The following is a 20,649-nucleotide window of genomic DNA, read 5'->3' on the forward strand; positions in this document are numbered from 1 at the left end:
GGCGCGGCGGTCGAGGCGGCCCGGAGCTCATGGCGCCCAGTGCCAGGCCCTCAAGACGTGGGTGCTGCGGCCTGTGTCGGTGGGTGTCGGTGGGCGGACGGCTCAGCGCCTGCGGGTACGTCGGGGCACCAGTCGGGCCGAGTTGAGGATGAAGGCCGATTCGGAGACGACGTGCACGAGGGCCGCGGCCACCGGCCCCAGCAGCTCCAGCCCGGCGGCGATCATGCCGACGACGTCGACCACCACCGTGCCCACGAAGTTCACCATGATGATGCGCCGGGCCCGGCGGGCCACCCGCACGGTCTCGACCAGGTCGGCCGGGGCGGAGCCCACGAGCACGACGTCGCCGGCCTCGCGGGCCACGTCCGTGCCGGTGCCCATGGCGATGCCGACGTCGGCGGCGCCCAGAGCGGGGGCGTCGTTGACGCCGTCGCCCACCATGGCCACCCGCCTGCCCGCCCGACGTAGCGAGTCGACGACCTCCTCCTTGTCGGTGGGCAGCAGGTCGGCGCGCACCTGCTCCTGGGTCAGGCCGAGCAGGCCGGCCACGTGGTGCGCGGAGGCGGCCGAGTCGCCGGTGAGCATGAGGACCTCCAGTCCCATGTCACCCAGATCCCGCACGGCGGCGGCCGCTCCCTGACGCAGCCGGTCGGCCAGGGCGATGGTGCCCAGGAGCTGTCCATCGGCCCGCACTTCCACCACCGAGGTGGCCGACGGCGCCTCCGGGTCGGACTCGGTGTTCGCGGCGGCCGCGTCCTCGCAGTCGTCAGTGTCCCGCTCCGGTTGGTGCCCCTGCCCCCGGCAGCGCCCCACGGTGATCTGGCGTCCTTCGACGTGGGCGCTCACGCCGGCTCCGGGGGAGTAGGCGACGTCGCCGGGCACCGGCACCGTCAGGTCGCGCACGGCGGCCTCGGTGTAGATGGCCCGGCCGATGGGGTGCTCGGAGTTCCACTCCGCCGCGGCCGCCAGTGCCAGCACCTCGTCCTCCCCGGCGGCGGCCTCGGTGGGGCGGACACTCACGACCTGGGGCTCGCCGACGGTGAGGGTCCCGGTCTTGTCCACCACCACCGTGTCCACCGCGGAGAGCTGCTCCAGGTGGGTGCCGTCTTTGACGAAGGCCCCGCAGCGGGCTGCGCGGGCGATGGCCGCCAGAACCGCCAGGGGAGTGCCCGCGGCCACCCCGCAGGCCCCGGCCACGATGATGACCGAGATGGTGGCGCGTACGTCCCGGGTGACCAGGAAGGTGACCAGGGCCGCCGCCAGCGCCAGGTAGACGATGCGGGCCGCCAGCCGGTCGGCCAGGCGCTGGACCGGTGCGCGCGATGACTGGGCATGGCGCACCGCGGCCACGATCCGCCCGTAGGAGGACTCCTCTCCGACCCGCTCGACCTCGAGCTCCAGGGCGCCGCGGGTGATGGAGCCGGCCGGCACCCGGTCACCCGGCCCGACCTGCACGGGCAGCGCCTCCCCGGTGATCCGGGACTGGTCGACGTCGGCCCTACCGGTGCGCACGACGCCGTCGACCGGCACCCGGCCCCCGGGACTCAGGGCGATGACCTGCCCCGGGCGCACCTCATCCAGAGGGACCTCAGTGACCCCGGAGGACTGCGAGGACTCGGCGGCCTTGGCGGACTCAGTGGCCACCGGGGTCCCCACCACCCGCGCGGTCTGCGGCAGGAAGGACATGAGGTCGGTCAGGGCGTCGCGGCCCCGATCCATCGACAGCTCCTCGAGGACCTCGGCGCACAGCGCGAAGACCGTCACGGCCAGGGCGGTCACCCACTCGCCAATGACGGCGGCCGCCACGATGGCCAGGAGCATCGACAGCTCCATGCTCATGCGCCGCTCGCGCAGGTCACCGGCCGCCTCGACCAGGAGCGGCCAGCAGCCCACCGCCAGCACCACCGCCCCGACGGCGCCCACGGCCCAGCCGGGAGTGCTGGTCGCCTCCGCGATCCAGGCGCCCAGTGCCGCCAGGCCCACCACCGCGATGCGCACGACGTCGGCCCACTCGATCCGCTCGAGGATCCCCTCGCCCGTGCGGGCACCGGCTGAGCCGGTGGCGGCGCCGGTACCGGAGAACTCGTCGGGCTCGTCGACGGGCAGTGCCGGCGTCGAGGCCGACGGGGTCGAGGCGGGCGGGGACACGTGGGCAGCGGGTGGGTGAGCTGTCATGCAGGGACTCCTCGCAAGGGGGACAGGAAGTACTCCCCGGTCGGGCCGGGGAGCGCCACCCAGGAATCTACCGACCATTCACGGGCCTCGATAGTGTATGAGAGGACTAGTAGTGCATGAGGACGCCGCCAACGGGCCCGTGGGGAGACGGGAACCGTCGGCGGCGTCCGGGGCAGTGGGCGCTCAGGCGGTGCCGGCGAGCGTCGCCTGAGTACTGTCGGACATCGGCCCTACTCGACGACGTCCTCGTCGACCCAGTCCAGCGTGCGCTGGACGGCCTTGTTCCAGTTGCGGAAGAGCCGCTCGCGCTCGGCCTCCTCCATGGTCGGCTCCCAGCGTTTGTCCTCGGCCCAGTTGTCGATGACGTCCTGGGTACCCGACCAGAAGCCGACCGCGATACCGGAGGCGTAGGCGGCCCCCAGCGCCGTGGTCTCGGCGACCTTCGGGCGCACCACGGGCACACCCACCTGGTCGGACTGGAACTGCATGAGCAGCTCGTCGCGGGTCATGCCGCCGTCGACCTTGAGCTCGGTCAGGGCCTGCCCCGAGTCGGCGTTCATGGCCTCGAGGACCTCGCGGGTCTGGTAGGCGGTGGACTCCTCCACGGCCCGGGCGATGTGCGCCTTGTTGACGTAGCGGGTCAGACCCACCAGGGCGCCGCGGGCATCGGGGCGCCAGTGCGGGGCGAACAGCCCGGAGAAGGCCGGCACGAAGTAGGCCCCGCCGTTGTCCTCGACGCTGGAGGCCAGGGCCTCGATGTCCTTGGAGTCGGCGATGATGCCCAGGTTGTCGCGCAGCCACTGCACCAGCGAGCCGGCCACGGCGATCGAGCCCTCCAGGGCGTAGACGGCCGGCTCGTCACCGATCTGGTAGCACACGGTGGTCAGCAGTCCGTTCTCACTGCGCACCGGGGTGGTGCCGGTGTTCATGAGCATGAAGCAGCCGGTGCCGTAGGTGTTCTTGGCCTGGCCCTTCTCGAAGCAGGCCTGCCCGAAGGTGGCCGCCTGCTGGTCGCCCAGGATGCCGCTGATGGGGGTGTCCACCAGCAGGCCGTTCTTGCGGCCGTAGCCGAAGACGCCCGAGGAGGGGCGGATCTCGGGGAGCATGGAGACGGGGATGCCCATGTCCGCGCAGATCTCCGGGTTCCAGTCCAGGGTGTCGATGTTCATGAGCATCGTGCGCGAGGCGTTGGTGACGTCAGTGGCGTGCACACCTCCGTTGACCCCGCCGGTGAGGTTCCACAGCGTCCAGGTGTCCATGGTGCCCATGAGGAGGTCGCCGGCCTCGGCGCGCTCGCGGGCGCCCGCCACGTTCTCCAGGATCCAGGCCACCTTGGGGCCGGCGAAGTAGGTGGCCAGCCCCAGGCCCACGCGGTCCTTGTACTTGTCCGGGCCGTCCTCGCCGGCCAGGCGGTCGCAGATCTTCTGGGTGCGGGTGTCCTGCCAGACGATGACGTTGTAGACGGGCTCGCCGGTGTTCTTGTCCCACACGACGGCGCTCTCGCGCTGGTTGGTGATGCCCACCGAGGCGATCTCGTGGCGGTTGATCTGCGCCTTGGCCAGCACCCCTCCGACGACGAAGCGGATGTTGTCCCAGATCTCGTTCGCGTCGTGCTCGACCCAGCCGGCGCGCGGGAAGATCTGCTCGTGCTCCTTCTGGTCGACGGCGACGATCTCGCCGTCGTGGTTGAACAGGATGGCGCGTGAGGAGGTCGTACCCTGGTCGATGGCCAGGACGTACTTCTTCTCAGTGCTGTTGGGGCTCAAAGGAATGTCCTTTCACTGCGTTGTGAGGGGGCGGTGGTGAGGGCTGCGCTGGGCAGCGATGGTGTCGATGCGGTCAAGGGTCGTGCGGGCTCAGAACAGCCCGGCGAAGTGGGGGACGATGAGCCCGGCGGCGACGGCGCCGATGAGCGGGCCGACGATCGGGACCCAGGAGTAGGCCCAGTCCGAGCCTCCCTTGCCGGGGATCGGCAGGAGGGCGTGGGTGATGCGCGGGCCCAGGTCACGGGCCGGGTTGATGGCGTAGCCGGTGGGGCCGCCCAGGCTCATGCCGATGACGACGACGACCATGGCTACGGCCAGTGGGCCCAGGCCGGAGGGGGTCTTGCCCGAGGCGATGATCCAGGCCAGCAGGACGAAGGTGCCCACGGCCTCGGTCACGACGTTCCAGCCGTAGGAGCGCACCGCCGGGCCGGTGGCGAACACGCCGAGCTTGGAGGCGGCGTCGGCCTCCTGGTCGAACTGCTTCTTGTAGGACAGCCACACGGTGGCGGCGCCCGCCATGGCGCCCACCATCTGGGCGGCGCAGTAGACGAGGATGTTGACCGGCGTGGCCGAGATTCCCTCGGCCAAGGGGCGTCCGGCGACCGCCAGACCGATGGTCACCGCCGGGTTGAGGTGTGCGCCGGTCTTGTAGGCGGCGTAGACACCCACAAAGACCGCCAGACCCCACGCCATGGTGATGACGATCCAGCCGCTGTCCTTGGCCTTGGAGGTGGGCAGCACGACACCGGCGACGACGCCGCAGCCCAGAAGAATGAGAAGGAATGTCCCCAGAGCCTCCGAGGCGAAGATCTGGGTCAGGGTCGCAGACATGTGCGGCTCTCTTTCTGCACGACGGTGTGCGGGTGTACTCGGGACGGCGAGGTCCGGGTGTGGGTGGTGGGTGGTCGCGGTGCCCGCCTCTACGGGAACTGACGGGCGCCACGGGGAGCCTGCTGGCCGAGCGGTACCGGCAGCGGTCCGCTCGGCAAGCAGGGGACTAGATCGGCTCGGTGATGTGCGCCACCGCGGCGGCGTCAGTCAGCTCGGACTCGGCCGCGGCGATCTGGGCCACGCGCTGGGCGTAGGCCTCCTTCTGGGCGGCGACGTCCTTCTCGGACCAGTTCAGCAGCGGCGCCATGATCGCCAGGATCTCGTCGGCGGCGGCCAGGCCCCGGTCACGGCGCGAGAGGTCCAGGCGCACCCGACGCAGCAGGACGTCGTCGAGGCTCTCGGCGCCCTCGTGGGTGACGGCCCAGACGACCTCGGCGCGCAGGTAGGTGGGGGCCTCCGCCAGCGGCTCGCCCAGGCGCTCCTCGGGGCCGGCGGCGTCGATGGCCTCCAACAGGGCCGGGGTCTCATCACCGTAGCGGTCCAGCAGGTGGGTGACCCGCTCCAGGGTCCAGCCGCGCTCACCGGCGATCCGCCCGGCCCGCTTGGCCAGGGCGTGGTAGCCGGCCGCACCCACCAGGGGCAGCTCCTGCGTGGCGCAGGGGTGGGCGTGGGACAGGGCCTCGCCCAGGGCGTGGTCGACGGCGTCGGAGGCCATGACCCGGTAGGTGGTCAGCTTGCCGCCGGCGATGGCGGTCAGCCCCGGGGCGATCCGGGTGACCGTGTGCTCACGGGAGACCTTCGTGGAGGCAGCCTCGGCGCCCGGCTTGAGCTTGGGCTGGAGCAGGGGGCGCAGGCCCGCGTAGACGCCGATGATGTCGGCGCGAGTGATGGGCCGCGACAGCACGGAGTTGGCGTGCTCGAGGATGTAGTCCACGTCGGCGGCGGTGGCCACGGGCTTGGAGACGTCCAGGTCCCAGGGGGTGTCGGTGGTGCCGATGACCCAGTACTCGGGCCAGGGGATGATGAACAGGACGGACTTCTCGGTGCGCAGGAAGACCCCGGTCTCGGCGTCGATGGCCTCCTTGGGGACCACGATGTGGATGCCCTTGGAGGCCAGGACCTTCAGGCCTCCGGCGTCGGTGGCCAGGTCCTGGACGGCCTCGGTCCACACGCCGGCAGCATTGATGGTGCGCTTGGCCCGGATCTCGTGGTCGGTGCCGGTGGCCAGGTCGGTGACGCGGGCGCCGTGGACATGGCCGCGCTCGTCGGTGAGGAAGCCGGTGACCTTCGTGCGGTTGGCGGCCAGCGCCCCCAGGCCGACGGCGGTGCGCACCAGGTCGATGACCAGGCGGGCGTCGTCGACGCGGGCGTCGAAGAAGCGGATGGAGCCGGCCAGGCCGCTGGTGTCCAGGGAGGGGGCTAGGGCGGAGGTGCCCTTGCGGCCCAGGTGGCGTTGGATCGGCACGGTCTTGCGGCCGCGGGAACCGGCCAGGGCCAGGGCGTCGTACATGCCCACGCCGACGGCGGAGTAGGAGCGCTCATAGTGGTGCTTGAGCGGCCACAGGAAGGGCTGGGCCTTGACCAGGTGCGGCGCGGTGGTGCTCAGCAGGCGGCCGCGCTCGGTGAGGGCCTCGTGCACGAGGGCGAAGTTGAGCTGGTAGAGGTAGCGCAGGCCGCCGTGGACAAGCTTGGAGGACCACGAGGAGGTGCCCGAGGCCCAGTCGCCCATCTCCACGATGCCGGTGCGTAGACCGCGGGCCGCGGCGTCCAGGGCGATGCCGGCACCGGTGACGCCTCCACCGACGACCAGCACGTCCAGGCCCTCGGCGGACGACATCTCCTCCAGGGCGCGCTCGCGCTGGGCGGCGTTGAGCGCGGTGTCCTGGATGGGTGCGGGGTAGGAGGGGCCAGCCGGGCCGGAGCTGCGGGGGGTCTTCTTGGACGAGGGCTTGCGGGTGGAGGTCATGGCTCCTGGGCTCCTACGTGTCGTGAGATCGAAACTGGTGGGGCTGTGCGGGGCCGGTCGGCGTTGACCGGGGTGCCGAATGGAAGGCAGGTCGGGTCCCGGCTTCCGGTGCCCGCCGTGTCCCGTCGCGCTCGCACGGCCCCTGTGAGGTGGCAGACAACACTGTCCGCCGTGCGTGGGAGAATGCGCAAGGGCTGTGCACGAATGTGCACAAGGCTTTCGAGGTATCCACAAGAATGTCCGCGCATCTGTGTGGACGGTTCTCCTGAACAGGACATCCGACGCTGCAGGCGGCAGGATCGTTCCCTCCCGCGGTGCGCAGCAGCCGTGTGGAACGGCCCCGTCGTCGGAGGATGGAGCCGGGTGGAGCAAGGAGGAAGACGTGACTGGCAGAACCGCTGCTGACGCGGCCGGGGGCGCGGTGAGTGCTGCCGACCCCGGCGGCCTCCTGCGCGCCTATGAGGCGGCCTCCATGTACTACGTCCAGGGCGAGACGATGGAGGTGATCGCCCACCACCTGGGGGTGTCGCGCTCGACCGTCTCCCGGCTCCTGGCGCGTGCCCGCCAGGAGGGTGTCGTACGGGTCAGCCTCGTCCAGCCCGGGGGTGCCGGTTCCCTGGAGGGGCGGATGGCCCAGGTCTTCGGGGTCCGCACTCATATCGTCCCGGTGCGCGAGGGCACCACGGAGATCCACCGCCTCCAGCAGGTCGCCTCCGTCGCCGCCGCGCACATGGTCGATCTCATCGAGGCCCTGGCCGAGCAGGGCCGGGGCCGAGGTGCCGGTGCGCCTGAGTCCGGTGGTCCCGAGGATGACAAGCCCGCCGCGGCCGGCGAGCCCGCCGGAGCGGGCCGGGATGCTGACGCAGGAGGCGTCGTCGTCGGCGTCGCCTGGGGCACCACCATGTCGGAGGTCAGCGCCGCCCTGCCCTCGAGGTCCGTTCCGGGACTGACTGTCGTCCAGCTCAACGGCGCCTCGGATCCGGTGCGTGAGGGGCCCAGCGCCGGCGAGGTGCTCTCCCGGATGCGCCTGTCGCTGGGGGCGCGCACGATCTCCTTCCCGGTGCCGGCCTTCTTCGACCATGTGGCCACCCGCGAGGCCATGTGGTCGGAGCGCTCGGTCAAGCGGGTCCTGTCGGTGGTGCGGCGCGCGAGTCTGGCCGTCTTCGGCGTCGGCGCCCTCGACGCCCTCAACGGGGCCCTGCCCTCCCAGGTCTACGAGGGCGGCCACCTCACGGCGCGGGACCAGGCCGTCCTGCGCCGCCAGAACGTGGTGGGGGACGTGTGCACCGTCCTGCTGCGCACCGACGGCTCCTGGCGCGACGTCGCCCTCAATGCTCGGGCCACCGGCCCGACTCCCGCCCAGCTCGCCCGGATTCCGCGCCGCCTGTGCGTGGCGGCGGGAACCGGCAAGGCCCGCGCCCTGCTGGCCGCACTGCGTGCCCGGACCGCCACGGATCTCGTCGTCGACGACGCCACCGCCCGCGCCGTCCTGGAGCTCGCCGAGGTCCGCGGGCAGACCGGAGGCGGTTCTCGATGAGTTGTGAACGTGGCAGGATGTGGCCCCGGATCGCGCTGCGGTCTGCTCGCGGCTCCGACATCGCCGGTGGTGCGCCGGCTCGCGGGACCCACGACCAGAACTGAGCCCTACTGAATACGGACGACGATGAACAGCACTGCGCTCAGGACAGATGAACACCTGCCCACCGGCCGGGCAACTCGCCGGGCCGAGGTCTACGGGGTCGACGGCTCCCGCCGTGTCCTGCGGCCGGCCCGCCCGGCGGACGTGCGTGCCATCGCCGAGCTGGTGCGGCCCTACGCCGAGCGCCGCGTCCTCATCGCCAAGGACCTCATCTCCTACTTCGAGGACATCCAGGAGTTCATTGTCGCCGAGGAGATCCCCGGCGTCGTCGGGCCCGGCGGGGCAGACGGCGGGGATACACCGGCCGCTCCCAGGATCGTGGGCTGCGGGGCTCTGCACGTCATGTGGGACGACATTGCCGAGGTGCGCACTCTGGCCGTCCACCCCGATGCCCTGGGGACCGGGCTCGGTTCGGCCATCCTGCGCGAGCTCATCGCGCAGGCCCGGGAGATGGGGCTCAAGCGGGTGTTCTGCATGACCTTCGAGGAGCAGTTCTTCGGCGCCCACGGTTTCGAGCCCATCGAGGGCACCCCGGTAGGCGCGGACGTCTTCGCCGAGATGCTGCGCTCGCATGACGACGGCCTGGCTGAGTTCCTCGACCTGGCCCGCGTCAAACCCAACACCCTGGGCAACGCCCGCATGCTCCTGCACCTGTGAGTCGATGAGGCTGAGCGGACCGGGCGCGGTTCGCTGCGGCGGGCCGCGGTCCTGTGCGACCTCGTGGTCAGGTGCGATCCTGTCGGACAAGCGGCCGACAGCTGTGTGACAGTCAGGAGACAACGGTGGAGGAGCACCCATGATTCGCAATGTTCACGAACGCGTCATCAACGCCCCTATCGAGGCCCTCGGCGCCCTGCTCGACGGGCTGGGGCAGAAGGACGATCGCCTCTGGCCCTCGCAGTCCTGGACGCCGATGGTCCTGGACCGCCCCCTGGCGGTGGGAGCCGACGGCGGCCACGGCGTCATCCGCTACTACGTCAGCGAGTATGAACCCGGCCGGCGAGTGCGGTTCACCTTCCGTCCGCGAACAGGGATCGTCGGTGCCCACGAGCTGAGCCTTGACGCCCTGGACGATGAGCACACCCGCATCCGCCACGTCCTCATCGGCCGTGCCCGCGGCGCCATGCGACTCATGTTCTCGGCCGTGGTCGAGCCCTTGCACGACGCCGTCATCGAGGACCTTCTCGACAACGCCGAGCGGGAGGCGACCGGTTCGGTGGCCCGGCCCGCGTCCTGGAGTCCACGGGTACGCGTGCTGCGCCGCCTCACCGGCGACAGGTAGCTGGCAAGCGCGGGCTGGACTGATGGGGAGTTCTACCAAAAGCCGGCACAGAGCCAGGGCGATAGGCTGATAAAGCGTCGTCAGCCCCATAAATCCGAAGAACCCCTCGAGGAAAATACTCATGAGTCAGCCGCCGGTCAACGATTCCCATGGTTGGCCCGCCCAGTGGAATCCGGGACGGCGTCATCGGGTGCCGCCGATCTCGCCGGTCACGGAGAAGCTGGTGCGTAGAACCGCATTCACCGGCTCCGGCTGGATCGTGTTCATTTTCTGTGGCATCCCAGGGCTGTACCTGCTGAACATCGCGCGACTCTTCGTGGGGGAATGGGGTGGTGCTTTTTTCACGGCTTTGATACTCGGACTGTTGCTCCTCGTCCCTGTCGCGGTGGCGGCCTCGAGGAGAACGCAGTTCGATGCGGATGGGATCCATGTGCGGGGGCTGTGGAGCGCGCACGACGTCCCGTGGCCCCGCTCCCGCAGCGGGCTGGTCGTCCAGCGGCCGGCTAAGAACCCGGTCCTGGGGCTCCTCATCATGGCCTTCGCCGGACTCTTCATCGTGGTTCTGGTATTCCTGAGCGATGGGAACCTGACCCCGGATGAGTTCCCCGGCATGAGTCTGGCCGCTCGGACCTACGTCCTCGACGCCGAGGGAGAGGCCGTCTGGCTTGCAGGAATGTCGCGCCGAGGATTGTCCAGGTCCGGCACGGAGCGCAGAAGCTCGGCGGAGCTGGATCGGATCTGGAACTGGGCCATCGCGCGCGGCTACACCTGGGAGACCGATACGTACGTGAGTCCTGAGCGCCTCCGCGCTGAATGAGAAAGGACCACGGGGACTATGAGTATCGCTGCGGCCCACCTCGTCGCCGGGGGTGCGATGGGGAGCCCTGCCTGAGGCTGCCGTGCGACTGTCTCGGTATCCTGTCCAGGTCCGATCAGGACTCCGCGCACGTGAAGAACCGTCGAGGAAAGTGCTCATGAGCCAGCCACCGGTCAACGGCCCCTACAGTCAGCCCGGCCAGCCCGGCCAGTACAGCGCCCCCGCCCAGCAGAACCCCTACGGCCAAGCCGGCGTCCCCGGACCTCAGGCCCAGTACGGCCAGGCGAGTCAGGCCGCTGCCGCGCAGTGCGGTCACCCCGGACCTCAGGCCCAGTACGGTCAGCAGGCCGGACAGCCCGCAGGGACTCAGCCGGCTTCCTACGGCGTCGCGGGCGCGCAGCAGTCCTCCTCGGCCCCGCAGCACGAGTACCAGCCCTCCCGGCTCGGCCCCATCCCCGTGGAACGGGACAGGCTGGTCCTCAAGCCCACGGCGACGACAGCCAGCCGCATTCAGTTTCTCGTGGGTGGCGGCTTTGGGCTGGTGTGCCTGGTTGCGGCGGTCAAGGAGCTTCTTTCCAATGGGCCGACGGTCAGCTTCGTCGTCTTGCTGCTCCTCGGGTTGGTTCTGCTGCTCGGCGTCCTGTTCCTCATGTCGGTGCGCACGGTGTTCGACGCCACGGGCATCCACATCGGGGCCGGAGGAAGGGGCCGCGATATTCCCTGGCCGCGGTCGCGCACGGGGCTGTTCGTCAAGGTCTCCGGTGCGCCGGCGGCCCTGGGCGTCGCCGCCGGCAAGGTCCAGATCCGTCATGCCGAGGGGCACGTCGTCGACCCCGCCGGCAAGGCATTCACACTGGCTGGTCTGACCTGGTCCGGAGTCAGTGCCCAGGCGCTGGAGGCGAAAGGCACCGCCGAGCTGGACCGCATCTGGGAGTGGGCGGTCGCGCGCGGATACACCCAGGAGACGGGCGAGTACGTCGAACTCAACGGCGTGCTCGGTGTCCAGCAGGGACTCCGAGCGAGGCAGGAGCGCCGTCAGGGCCTGAACCGTCCCTGACTCGGGGAGCACACGGCGGACGCCGACGCGCAGCCTCCTCCAGCGTTCTCGGTCCAGGGGGAGGACTGAGCCCTTGGAGGCGGTGTGGTCGCGGCCGGTGGGGCGCCGTCGGGCTGCTGGTCCTGGCGTCCAGGGTGCTGACATTAAAGGCCCGCCGGAGCCGCACGCCGAAGAAGAACCGCAGGATTCCAATGATCCCCGCTGGGAACATTGACGTTGGGCCCGTTAATGTCAACGCTGTGGACACCAGGCCGCGCAGGAGTGAGTCCGGGGCCCTCACGGCATGGACCGGCGCCTCCGTCACAGGTTCTACTCCACCGTTCCCTGCCCGCCGCCTGCGCTGGGGTCCGGTGGTCATGGTTCGACTCTGGCCCCGCCCAGAGTTGGCCCGAGTCTTACCTCGAGTCGGCCTGCTCCACGAGGGTCGGGATCCACTGGCCAAGGGTTGTGCGTACTGCACGAAGGCCCCACCTACCTCCAGTACCCCCAACCCTCGTCCAGTAGCACCCCGCCCTCGTGCAGTGCACCCAGACGACGACGGCAGCCACCACAGTGACCGGGGCAGCATCTCCGACAGGTCGAAGCAGCAGCTCTCCCATCTGGCAGACGCACCCCACCGGTGTCTCAGATGTCATGACATCCGAAACTTTCAGAAGTCATGAGACAACGCAGTAGGGCAAAGGGTACGAACCGGGGGCCTACCCTACGACCGCGAGGAGTGCGACGAATCTCAGCCGGCTGGTGACGACGGTATCCGGCCTCGCCCAAGCCGTTGCCGCTACGGTGTCCCCCGTGCCCGACCGCCCCACCCCTGACGACACGCTCACTGCTGCGACCTCGGTCGAACCGGTGACGCCGCCAGCCGATCCGGCTGAGCCCTCGGCGCAGGACGTCATGACCTGGTACGACGCCCACGCCCGTGACCTGCCGTGGCGCCGGCCCGGTACGACCCCGTGGGAGGTCCTCGTCTCGGAGGTCATGAGCCAGCAGACCCCGGTGGCCCGCGTCGTCCCCGCCTGGCAGGAATGGATGCGGCGCTGGCCCGGCCCCGCCGAGCTCGCCCAGGCCCCCACCGCTGCGGTGCTGCGGGTCTGGGGTCGTCTGGGCTACCCGCGCCGGGCCCTGCGGCTCATCGAGTGCGCCCGCAGCGTCGTCGAGCAGCACGGCGGCGTCCTGCCCGACGACCTGGACGCCCTCCTGGCCCTGCCTGGGGTGGGCGAGTACACGGCCGGCGCGGTCCTGGCCTTCGCCCATGGCCGGCGCGCCCTCGTGCTGGACACGAATGTCAGACGGGTCCTGGCCCGCGCCGTCGGCGGTCAGGCCCTTCCCGCCCCCAGCCTCAACCGGGCCGAGCGCGAGCGGGCACTGGGCCTGCTGCCCGACGACGACGCTACCGCCGCCCACTGGTCAGTGGCCGTTATGGAGCTCGGCGCCCTGGTGTGCACCGCCCGCGAGCCGGACTGCGGGGCCTGCCCGTGGCAGGCCGGCTGCGCCTGGCTGGCGGCGGGCCGCCCCGCGGACGTCCACGCGGGCCGGCGCCGCACCCAGGCCTGGCACGGCACCGACCGCCAGGCCCGGGGGCTGGTGATGGCCCGCCTGCGCACGGCTCCCGACGGGCAGTGCGTCGAGGCCGCTGAGCTCAGGGCCTGCGCCGCCAGGGCGGGGTCGCGAGCCTCCGGTGGTGCTCGCGACCCCGAGCAGCCGGTGCGTGCCCTGGCCACCCTCCTGGCCGATGGGCTCATCGTCACCGACGACGACGGCGCCACCTACCGGCTTCCCTAGCCGCCCACCGATCCGCGGACCGCCCCGGTAGCCGGCCGGGGACGCGCTTGGGGCCTGTGCGGACAACGACGAAGGTCTCATCGGCCTCGCGCATCGCCGGGGCGGGGCGCTCACGGGCCTGGGGCCGTGGCGCCGGTAGAGTCGTGACCATGGCCAAAGGACGCGGACGCAACCATGGGGAAAGCGCAGGACGACGAGGCTCGGCCCGTCGCGGCGCAGGATCCTCATCGGGGCGTTCCTCCTCGGGCTCCCAGTCCCGGCCCCACCGGCAGAGCGCTTCCGGCGGCGGGCCGCGGTCCGGAGCTGGACAGTCCTCCTCAGCCCGCTCCAGCGGGACGCCCCGATCCTCCCAGGCCAGGGGACGCGGCGGCCGCGCCTCGGGCACCAAGTCGACCGGACGCCCCCTGCACTCGGGGCAGACAGGCCGGCCCGCCGCCGGACAGTCGGGCACGCCGGCCCGGGGCGGCAAGAACCGCCGGTCCTCCCAGGGCGGCCAGGGGGCCTCGACACCCCGCTCACGGCAGGCCGCTCCGGGAACCGCTCGCTCCTCCCGGACAAGCTCGACTCAGGCCGCGCGCTCCGATCGTCGTCGACACAACTGGGGTGCGGGCCTCCAGTGGACCCACATCGGCGGCGGGCGGCTGACCGGAGCCCCTGACTCGATCCCGCAGGGCCCGGACCAGCCCCGCAGCGGGCGCCTGCGCAAGCCGGTCCCGCCCCAGCCCCGCTACGGTCTGCGCCGTGCCCTGGTTCTGGGCGGGGTCGTGCTGGTCCTCCTGCTGCTCATCGTGACTTTCGTCGTCGGCTACCTCTGGGTCCGCAACACCATCCGCACCCAGGATGAGGAACGCGCCGCCGCCCAGGTGCACACCGTCTACCCCACGCCGGGGAAGTGCGACCCCTCAACCTTGAAGAGCACGGTGCAGGGGCCCGAGTCCGTCAGTGTCGGTGCCGGGGCGACCTTCTCCATCTCCCTGGTCAACAGCGGCCAGGCACCCTGCCTGGTCGACGTCGGCAGCCAGGCCCTGGGGGTGCGGGTCTCCTCGGGCTCTCAGCAGGTGTGGGACTCTGTCACCTGCCCCGTGGGCCAGACCGAGAAGGCCCTCCTCCTGCCTGCGGGGAAGGGTGCCGATGTCAACGTGACCTGGAACGGCAACGCGGCCACCTCCGACTGCGCGGCGGCCAACGCGGCACCGGCCTCCCCGGCCGGCGCATCGGCCTCCTCGACACCCAGTGCCACCGCCTCCTCCTCCGCAAGCCCCTCGGCGGGTCAGGCGCAGACCGCCCCCGGCAGCGCCGCGGGCGCGGGAACCTACCGTTTCCGCTTCGTCATGGGGGACAAGGACCTCACCGAGGACCGGGTCTTCGTCGTCGGCTGACGGCCTTCTGCAGGCGGACTCCGGGGCGGCCGGCGAATACGACTGGCGACCGACGAGCTCAGGAGTAGCGCTCGACGACGGAGATCTCCGCCAGCCGCGACAGCCCGTCGCGCAGGGTCCGGGCCCGCTGGGCGCCCACGCCCTCGACGGCCTCGAGCTCCTCGATGGTGGCCCCGAGGACCCCCTGCAGGGACCCCCACTGCTCGACGACGGCGCGCGCCGTCACCACGGGCAGGCGCGGGATCTTGGACAGGATCCGCAGGCCGCGCGGGGAGACCTGGGCGTCCAGGTCCTGGCCGTCGATGCCGCCCAGTCCCATGGAGCGCGCCACCATCGCCAGGTCCAGGAGGGCGGGGGAGCCCACCCACTTCAGGCGTGCATCGACGGTGGTCGTGTCCAGGCCCTCTGGCAGGTAGTCCTCCAGGAGGAAGCCGTGCTCGGCGAGCAGGCCCCGGGTGAGCTCTTCGACCTGGAGGGCCAGGAGGCGCCCGTCGGTGCCGAGCTCCAGGACGTAGGAGTCGATGTCGGCGGAGATGCGGCGGACCATCTCCATGAGCTGGAGCACCGAGGTGACGTCACGGACGGTGACGAGGTCCTCGATCTCCAGGGAGTCCAGGCCGGCGGAGGTCTGGTCGAGGCGGGCCTTGTAGCGCTCCAGGGCGGACAGGGCCTGGTTGGCGCTGGCCAGGATCGACTCGCTGGGCTCCAGGACGTGGCGCTTGCCGTCCACGTACAGGGAGATGATCCGCATCGACTGGCTCACGGAGATGACCGGGTACCCGGTCTGGCGGGCCACGCGCTCGGCGGTGCGGTGACGCATGCCCGTCTCCGAGGTCTGGATCGAGGCGTTGGGCAGCAGCTGGACGTTGGCACGTCGGATCCGGGCGGTGTCCATGTCGACGACGACGCCGCCGTCCATCTTGGCCAGCTCACGCAGGCGGGCGGCGGAGAGCTCGACGTCGAGGTGGAAGCCGCCCGAGGAGATGGCCTCCACCACCGGGTCGAAGCCCAGCACGATGATCGCCCCGGTACGTCCGCGCAGGATCCGCTCCAGTCCGTCACGAAGGACAGTGCCGGGAGCGACGAGCGCAAGCGTCTCGTGCAGCTGGCCAGCGGCCTCGATCATCATCTCTCCTGATCTCGCGGTGTCCTGGGGAAGGGATCGCACAGTGTGCCTGCCGGGGCATGGGCCGCGCTCGGGACTCTCCGGTCTCGCGGCATCCAGGTGAGCGCACGCCCCGGTGCTCACGCTCCCATGGTATCGGCAGGCGGGCCGACCTTCGGCGAGGGCCTTCCCACACTGGACCAGTCGGTCTGTTGGCGGCGCCCGGTCGATCCATGGCTGTTGCGTCACCTGTTCGGCTGCCGTGACCGCTCCTCGCCCCGGCGTTGTCTGCGTTTGCCAGTGCGGCCCATAGTGGCCGTGCTGTCCTGTCAGCCGCGCGGGAGTGCCGCCCCCATGGCCTCACCCACGTGTGCGACCGGCAGGACCTGCATCCCGGCGACCTCGCGCAGCTCGGCCGAACCCGCCAGCGGCACGATCGCCCGGTCGAAGCCAAGACGGGAGGCCTCCGCCAGGCGCCGCTGGATACCGACGGTGGCCCGCACCTCGCCGGTGAGCCCCACCTCGCCGAAGGCCACGAGGCCAGCAGGTGTGGGCAGGTTGCGCGCGGCCGAGACCACGGAGATGGCCACGGCCAGGTCCGTGGCCGGCTCGACGGCGCGGGCCCCGCCCACGGTGGAGACGTAGACGTCCGCGCTGGAGGTGTCCACCCGCAGTCGGGCGCTGAGAACGGCCAGCGCCATGGCGGTACGTGAGTGGTCCACTCCGGAGGTGGTGCGCCGCGGGGAGCCGGCGTTGGTGGGGGCCACCAGCGCCTGGATCTCCACCGGCATGGGGCGGCGCCCCTCCAGGGTCACAGTGGCGCAGGTGCCCGGCACCTCGGAGCGGGCGGCGGACAGGAACAGGCCCGAGGGGTCTGCCAGCCCCACGATGCCCCGCTCGCCCAGGTCGAAGCAGCCGACCTCATCGGTGGGGCCGTAGCGGTTCTTGACGGCCCGCAGCAGCCGCAGACGGGCGTGGCGGTCCCCCTCGAACTGGGTGACGACGTCGACCAGGTGCTCCAGGACCCGGGGCCCGGCGATTCCGCCGTCCTTGGTCACGTGACCCACGAGCAGCACCGGGATGTTGCGCTCCTTGGCCACCGCAATGAGTGCGCCGGCCACGGCCCGCACTTGGGTGACGCCCCCGGCACTGCCCTCGACCTGCGCTGAGGCGATGGTCTGAACCGAGTCCACTACCAGCAGGGAGGGACCGGCCGCCTCCACGTGTCCTAGAAGGGCTCCCAGCTCGGTCTCCGCGGCCAGGAGCAGCCCCGGATCCAGGGCGTCGATGCGCTCGGCCCGCAGCCGCACCTGCGAGGCCGACTCCTCACCGGTGACGTAGAGGACCGGCCCGTCCCCGCGCTCGCGAGCCACGGCGGCGGTCTTCGCGGCGACGTCGAGCAGCAGCGTGGACTTGCCGACTCCGGGCTCGCCGGCCAGCAGTACGACGGCACCCGGCACGATCCCGCCGCCCAGGACCCGGTCCAGCTCACCCACCCCGGTGGGGCGGGCCCTGGCCTCCGTGGCGCTGACCTCCCCGATGGGGCGGGCGGCCACGGTCGGTCGCACGGCGCCGGCAGCGCCCAGGGCGCCGCCGGCGCCCCCACCCGGGGAGTCAGCGGCCCGGGTCTCCTCCAGGGTTCCCCACTCGCGGCACTCCCGGCACTGTCCCATCCACTTGGGGCTGGACCAGCCGCACTCAGTGCAGCAGTAGGAGACCTTGGGGGCCTTGGGACTCTTCGATGCGGGCATGACCGGAGAGTATCGGGCCCCACCGACATCTATTCAGACCTCGACATGGGTGCCCTGCGGGCCTCAGTAGCCGACCGAGCCGTTCTGCCCAGGCTGTCCTGCCTGACCGTGGGGCTGCTGGTTCTGAGAATCCTGACCGTACTGGCCCGACGGCGGCACCTGGCCCGGCTGCTGAGGCTGGCCGTGCGGGGCCTGCTGCGGAGCGCTCTGAGCTGCCTGCTGGCCGGGCGCCTGGCCGTAGCCGGCGCTCTGCGGCGCCATCGGCTGGGCGGCCGGCTGTCCGTACTGGGGCTGTCCGTACTGGCCTTGCTGCGGGACCTGCCCTCCCTGGAAGTACGGGGCCGCGTAACCGGGCACCAGGTGGGGAGACTTCTTGGCCAGGGCCGCGTCGGCGAACCTGCCGACCGCCAGAGCACCGACAACGGGAAGGATGAAGACTAGGTAGGGGATGCGCACCCTCCCCTCGGCGTTCGTGATGATCCCGATGAAGATCGCGATGTCGATGACGACGCCGATCACGACCATGATGGTCATGATGAGGTAGTAGTAGCGCGTGCGCAGGGGCTGGTCCTTACCGGAGTCGTCGCTGTCAGGGATCTGGGGGTCGTTCTGGGCGGGTTGCTGTGCGCTCATGAGAGACGGCCTTTTCTGTATTCGGGGATTGGTGTCGCAGTGCGCCAGGAGGCGCGACCGGGTCCCAGCCTGCCCACATTTGACCGTCAGGTCACCCCCTCACTCATGGGGAGGGGTACCCCCGTGACATGTGCTTTCTCACGCCGAGCCGGGCACCTCTCGCGTGGCCCTACAGAAAAACCGTAGGACGACTCGAAAGATGCCCGGCTCGGTGGCGGTGAGGCCGGTGGGCGTCAGCCGCGGGTGCGAGCCAGGGCCCGGCGAGCCCGCTCGGCGACGTTGTCCCCGGTGAAGCCGTACTCCTCGAACAGGGCGGTGCCGGAGGCGGAGGAACCGTAGTGGTCGATGGAGACGATCTCGCCGGCGTCGCCGACGATCTCGCGCCAGCCCAGGGCGATGCCCGCCTCGATGGCGACCTTGGCGGTGCCGGCCGGCAGCACCCGGTCCCGGTAGGCGGCGTCCTGCTGGGCGAACCACTCCAGGCAGGGGGCGGAGACCACCCGGGTGGGGGTGCCCTCCTCCTGGAGGATCTCCCTGGCGGCCACGGCCACGCCGACCTCGGAGCCGGTGGCGATCAGGACGACCTCGGGGGCCGTCTGGTGCCCATCAGCGTCGGTGGCCTCGGCCAGGACGTAGGCGCCGCGACGCACGCCCTCGGCGGCGGCCTCGGCGGAGGCGCTCACGGTGAGGTTCTGACGCGACAGGGCGATGCCGGCCGGCTCATCGTGACGGCGCAGGATCTCCGCCCAGGCCGCGGCGGTCTCGTTGGCGTCCCCGGGGCGCACCACGGACAGGCCGGGGATGGCGCGCAGCGCCGCCAGGTGCTCGACGGGCTGGTGCGTGGGGCCGTCCTCGCCGACCCCGATGGAGTCGTGGGACCACACGAAGACCGGGCCGATCCCCATGAGTGCCGCCAGGCGCACGGCCGGGCGCATGTAGTCGGAGAACACCATGAAGGTGCCCCCGTAGGGGCGGGTGAGCCCGTCCAGCGCGATCCCGTTGAGGATCGATCCCATGGCGTGCTCGCGCACACCGAAGTGGAGGGTGCGCCCGAAGGGTCCGTCGCCCTCGGACTGCGCCAGGGTGGCGGGCAGGAAGGAGGGCTCCCCGGCCATGGTCGTGTTGTTCGAGCCGGCCAGGTCCGCCGACCCGCCCCACAGCTCGGGCACCACGCCGGCCAGGGCGGAGAGCACCTTGCCCGACGCCGCACGGGTGGCCAGCGACTCATCCACCTCCCAGGTCGGCAGGGCCTCCTCAAGGCCCTCGGGCAGGCGGTGGGCCTCAAGGCGCTCCAGCAGCGCGGCACCGGCGGGTTTGGCCTGCTGCCAGGTCGCGAAGCGCGCGTCCCAGTCGGCTCGGGCGGCCCGGGCGTTGTCGGCGGCCTGCTTGCGGGCGTGGGAGACGACGTCCTCGGGCAGGATGAAGCTCTGCTCGGGGTCCAGGCCCAGAGCCCGCTTGAGCCCGGCGACCTCCTCGGCCCCGAGCTTGGAGCCATGGGAGGACTCCTGGCCCTGCTTGGTCGGGGAGGGCCAGGCGATGACCGTGTGCAGGCGGATCAGCGACGGGCGCGCGCTCTCGGCGCGGGCCGCCACGATGGCCTCGTGCAGCGCCTGGAGGTTCTCCGCGTAGCCGTCGGGGCCGGTGCGCCAGTCGACGTCGAGCACCTGCCAGCCGTAGGCCTCGAAGCGGGCCGAGACGTCCTCGGTGAAGGCGATGTCCGTGTTGCCCTCGATGGAGATGTCGTTGTCGTCGTAGATGGCGATGAGGTTGCCCAGCTGCTGAGTACCGGCCAGGGAGGCGGCCTCCGAGGACACGCCCTCCTGCATGCAGCCGTCGCCCAGGACCGTGTAGACGAAGTGGTCGAAGACCGACTCGCCCAGCGGGGTGCCGGCGTCGAGCAGCCCGTGCTCGCGGCGCGCCGCCATGGCCAGGCCCACCGCGTTGGCGAAGCCAGCCCCCAGCGGGCCCGTGGTGGTCTCCACCCCGGGAACCTCGCCGAACTCGGGGTGGCCCGGCAGGCCGGCTGGAGAGCGGAAGGCCGTGAAGCCCTCCAGATCGATGTCGTATCCGGCCAGGAACAGCTGGATGTACTGCACCAGCGAGGCGTGCCCGATGGACAGGACGAACCGGTCCCGTCCCAGCCAACCCGGATCCGCCGGGTCGTGGACCATCTCACGCTGGTAGAGCAGCCACGCCACCCCGGCCAGGGAGATCGGCGTACCGGGGTGGCCCGACCCGGCCTTCTCCACGGCGTCGGCGGCCAGGGCCTTGGACACCGCGATGGTCTGACGGTCAAGGTCGGTGAGCAGCGGCTCAGTGCTCATAACTGAGGACTCCTTGTGCATGAGGGTGCGTCTTGCTCGCGGCCACGGGCGCCGTGACGGTGGTGCATCGCGGTGCATCCGCGGGCGGTCATCAAGGGTGATCCTTCCCGCTTCCGTGGGGGCGGGCAAGTACAGGCACGAG

Annotated in this window: 15 protein-coding genes; 7 read left to right on the forward strand and 8 right to left on the reverse strand. The window is 71.3% G+C overall.

Translation table 11 applies throughout. The features are described 5' to 3' along the window. Positions 1 to 102: 102 nt before the first annotated feature. The 4 genes from HW274_RS02465 to HW274_RS02480 all read right to left on the reverse strand — a co-directional run bounded on the left by HW274_RS02465 (position 103) and on the right by HW274_RS02480 (position 6,738). Positions 103 to 2,175, reverse strand: coding sequence for a cation-translocating P-type ATPase (locus HW274_RS02465; protein WP_081376306.1), 2,073 nt, complete (start codon positions 2,173 to 2,175; stop codon positions 103 to 105). Between the two features lie 230 nt (positions 2,176 to 2,405). After that, positions 2,406 to 3,941, reverse strand: a complete 1,536-nt coding sequence (gene glpK, locus HW274_RS02470) for a glycerol kinase GlpK (RefSeq protein ID WP_075255241.1) — start codon at positions 3,939 to 3,941, stop codon at positions 2,406 to 2,408. A gap of 90 nt (positions 3,942 to 4,031) precedes the next feature. Beyond that, complete coding sequence (locus HW274_RS02475) at positions 4,032 to 4,772, reverse strand: MIP/aquaporin family protein (protein WP_075255242.1); 741 nt, start codon at positions 4,770 to 4,772, stop codon at positions 4,032 to 4,034. A 166-nt stretch (positions 4,773 to 4,938) separates the two neighbouring features. Beyond that, entirely contained in the window at positions 4,939 to 6,738 is a 1,800-nt protein-coding gene (locus tag HW274_RS02480) for a glycerol-3-phosphate dehydrogenase/oxidase (RefSeq protein ID WP_185989114.1), read from the reverse strand. 382 nt (positions 6,739 to 7,120) lie between these two features. On the opposite strand from HW274_RS02480, the gene HW274_RS02485 reads away from it, so the two are divergent. The 7 genes from HW274_RS02485 to HW274_RS12740 all read left to right on the forward strand — a co-directional run bounded on the left by HW274_RS02485 (position 7,121) and on the right by HW274_RS12740 (position 14,694). Next, positions 7,121 to 8,275 carry a sugar-binding transcriptional regulator gene (locus HW274_RS02485; RefSeq protein ID WP_185989115.1) on the forward strand — a complete coding sequence of 385 codons (1,155 nt, stop codon included), beginning with the start codon at positions 7,121 to 7,123 and terminating at the stop codon, positions 8,273 to 8,275. Between the two features lie 126 nt (positions 8,276 to 8,401). After that, on the forward strand, positions 8,402 to 9,034 hold the full coding sequence (locus tag HW274_RS02490; RefSeq protein WP_185989116.1) for an amino-acid N-acetyltransferase: 633 nt from the start codon (positions 8,402 to 8,404) through the stop codon (positions 9,032 to 9,034). Positions 9,035 to 9,173: 139 nt separating this feature from the next. Then, entirely contained in the window at positions 9,174 to 9,659 is a 486-nt protein-coding gene (locus HW274_RS02495; RefSeq protein ID WP_075255246.1) for a hypothetical protein, read from the forward strand. 190 nt (positions 9,660 to 9,849) lie between these two features. Then, complete coding sequence (locus HW274_RS02500; protein ID WP_185989117.1) at positions 9,850 to 10,476, forward strand: hypothetical protein; 627 nt, start codon at positions 9,850 to 9,852, stop codon at positions 10,474 to 10,476. Positions 10,477 to 10,633: 157 nt separating this feature from the next. After that, positions 10,634 to 11,533, forward strand: coding sequence for a hypothetical protein (locus HW274_RS02505; protein ID WP_185989118.1), 900 nt, complete (start codon positions 10,634 to 10,636; stop codon positions 11,531 to 11,533). 792 nt (positions 11,534 to 12,325) lie between these two features. Continuing rightward, the gene (locus HW274_RS02510; protein WP_081376295.1) at positions 12,326 to 13,315 is read left to right on the forward strand and encodes an A/G-specific adenine glycosylase; all 990 of its coding nucleotides are present in this window, start codon (positions 12,326 to 12,328) and stop codon (positions 13,313 to 13,315) included. Positions 13,316 to 13,464: 149 nt separating this feature from the next. Then, positions 13,465 to 14,694, forward strand: a complete 1,230-nt coding sequence (locus HW274_RS12740; protein WP_256692543.1) for a hypothetical protein — start codon at positions 13,465 to 13,467, stop codon at positions 14,692 to 14,694. Between the two features lie 58 nt (positions 14,695 to 14,752). Here HW274_RS12740 and disA read toward each other — a convergent pair whose 3' ends face one another. The 4 genes from disA to tkt all read right to left on the reverse strand — a co-directional run bounded on the left by disA (position 14,753) and on the right by tkt (position 20,507). Further along, a complete protein-coding gene (gene disA / locus HW274_RS02520; protein ID WP_101559851.1) occupies positions 14,753 to 15,823 on the reverse strand; it encodes a DNA integrity scanning diadenylate cyclase DisA in 1,071 nt (356 codons plus the stop codon). A gap of 305 nt (positions 15,824 to 16,128) precedes the next feature. Beyond that, complete coding sequence (gene radA, locus HW274_RS02525; protein WP_075255014.1) at positions 16,129 to 17,550, reverse strand: DNA repair protein RadA; 1,422 nt, start codon at positions 17,548 to 17,550, stop codon at positions 16,129 to 16,131. A gap of 63 nt (positions 17,551 to 17,613) precedes the next feature. Beyond that, positions 17,614 to 18,183, reverse strand: coding sequence for a hypothetical protein (locus HW274_RS02530; RefSeq protein WP_075255013.1), 570 nt, complete (start codon positions 18,181 to 18,183; stop codon positions 17,614 to 17,616). Positions 18,184 to 18,416: 233 nt separating this feature from the next. Then, positions 18,417 to 20,507: a transketolase gene (tkt, locus tag HW274_RS02535; RefSeq protein WP_178385045.1), complete on the reverse strand. Its 2,091-nt coding sequence runs from the start codon at positions 20,505 to 20,507 to the stop codon at positions 18,417 to 18,419. Positions 20,508 to 20,649: the final 142 nt, after the last annotated feature.

The sequence above is a fragment of the Actinomyces sp. oral taxon 169 genome (assembly GCF_013394715.1).
Classification (GTDB): Bacteria; Actinomycetota; Actinomycetes; order Actinomycetales; family Actinomycetaceae; genus Actinomyces.

What these genes read in the sequence shown, in the direction of transcription:
- HW274_RS02465 (WP_081376306.1), bottom strand. Translation starts at nt 2,175, where the DNA reads ATGACAGCTCACCCACCCGCTGCCCACGTGTCCCCGCCCGCCTCGACC.
- HW274_RS02475 (WP_075255242.1), bottom strand. Translation starts at nt 4,772, where the DNA reads ATGTCTGCGACCCTGACCCAGATCTTCGCCTCGGAGGCTCTGGGGACA.
- HW274_RS02480 (WP_185989114.1), bottom strand. Translation starts at nt 6,738, where the DNA reads ATGACCTCCACCCGCAAGCCCTCGTCCAAGAAGACCCCCCGCAGCTCC.
- HW274_RS02490 (WP_185989116.1), top strand. Translation starts at nt 8,402, where the DNA reads ATGAACAGCACTGCGCTCAGGACAGATGAACACCTGCCCACCGGCCGG.
- HW274_RS02495 (WP_075255246.1), top strand. Translation starts at nt 9,174, where the DNA reads ATGATTCGCAATGTTCACGAACGCGTCATCAACGCCCCTATCGAGGCC.
- HW274_RS02505 (WP_185989118.1), top strand. Translation starts at nt 10,634, where the DNA reads ATGAGCCAGCCACCGGTCAACGGCCCCTACAGTCAGCCCGGCCAGCCC.
- HW274_RS12740 (WP_256692543.1), top strand. Translation starts at nt 13,465, where the DNA reads ATGGCCAAAGGACGCGGACGCAACCATGGGGAAAGCGCAGGACGACGA.
- disA (WP_101559851.1), bottom strand. Translation starts at nt 15,823, where the DNA reads ATGATGATCGAGGCCGCTGGCCAGCTGCACGAGACGCTTGCGCTCGTC.
- radA (WP_075255014.1), bottom strand. Translation starts at nt 17,550, where the DNA reads ATGCCCGCATCGAAGAGTCCCAAGGCCCCCAAGGTCTCCTACTGCTGC.
- HW274_RS02530 (WP_075255013.1), bottom strand. Translation starts at nt 18,183, where the DNA reads ATGAGCGCACAGCAACCCGCCCAGAACGACCCCCAGATCCCTGACAGC.
- tkt (WP_178385045.1), bottom strand. Translation starts at nt 20,507, where the DNA reads ATGAGCACTGAGCCGCTGCTCACCGACCTTGACCGTCAGACCATCGCG.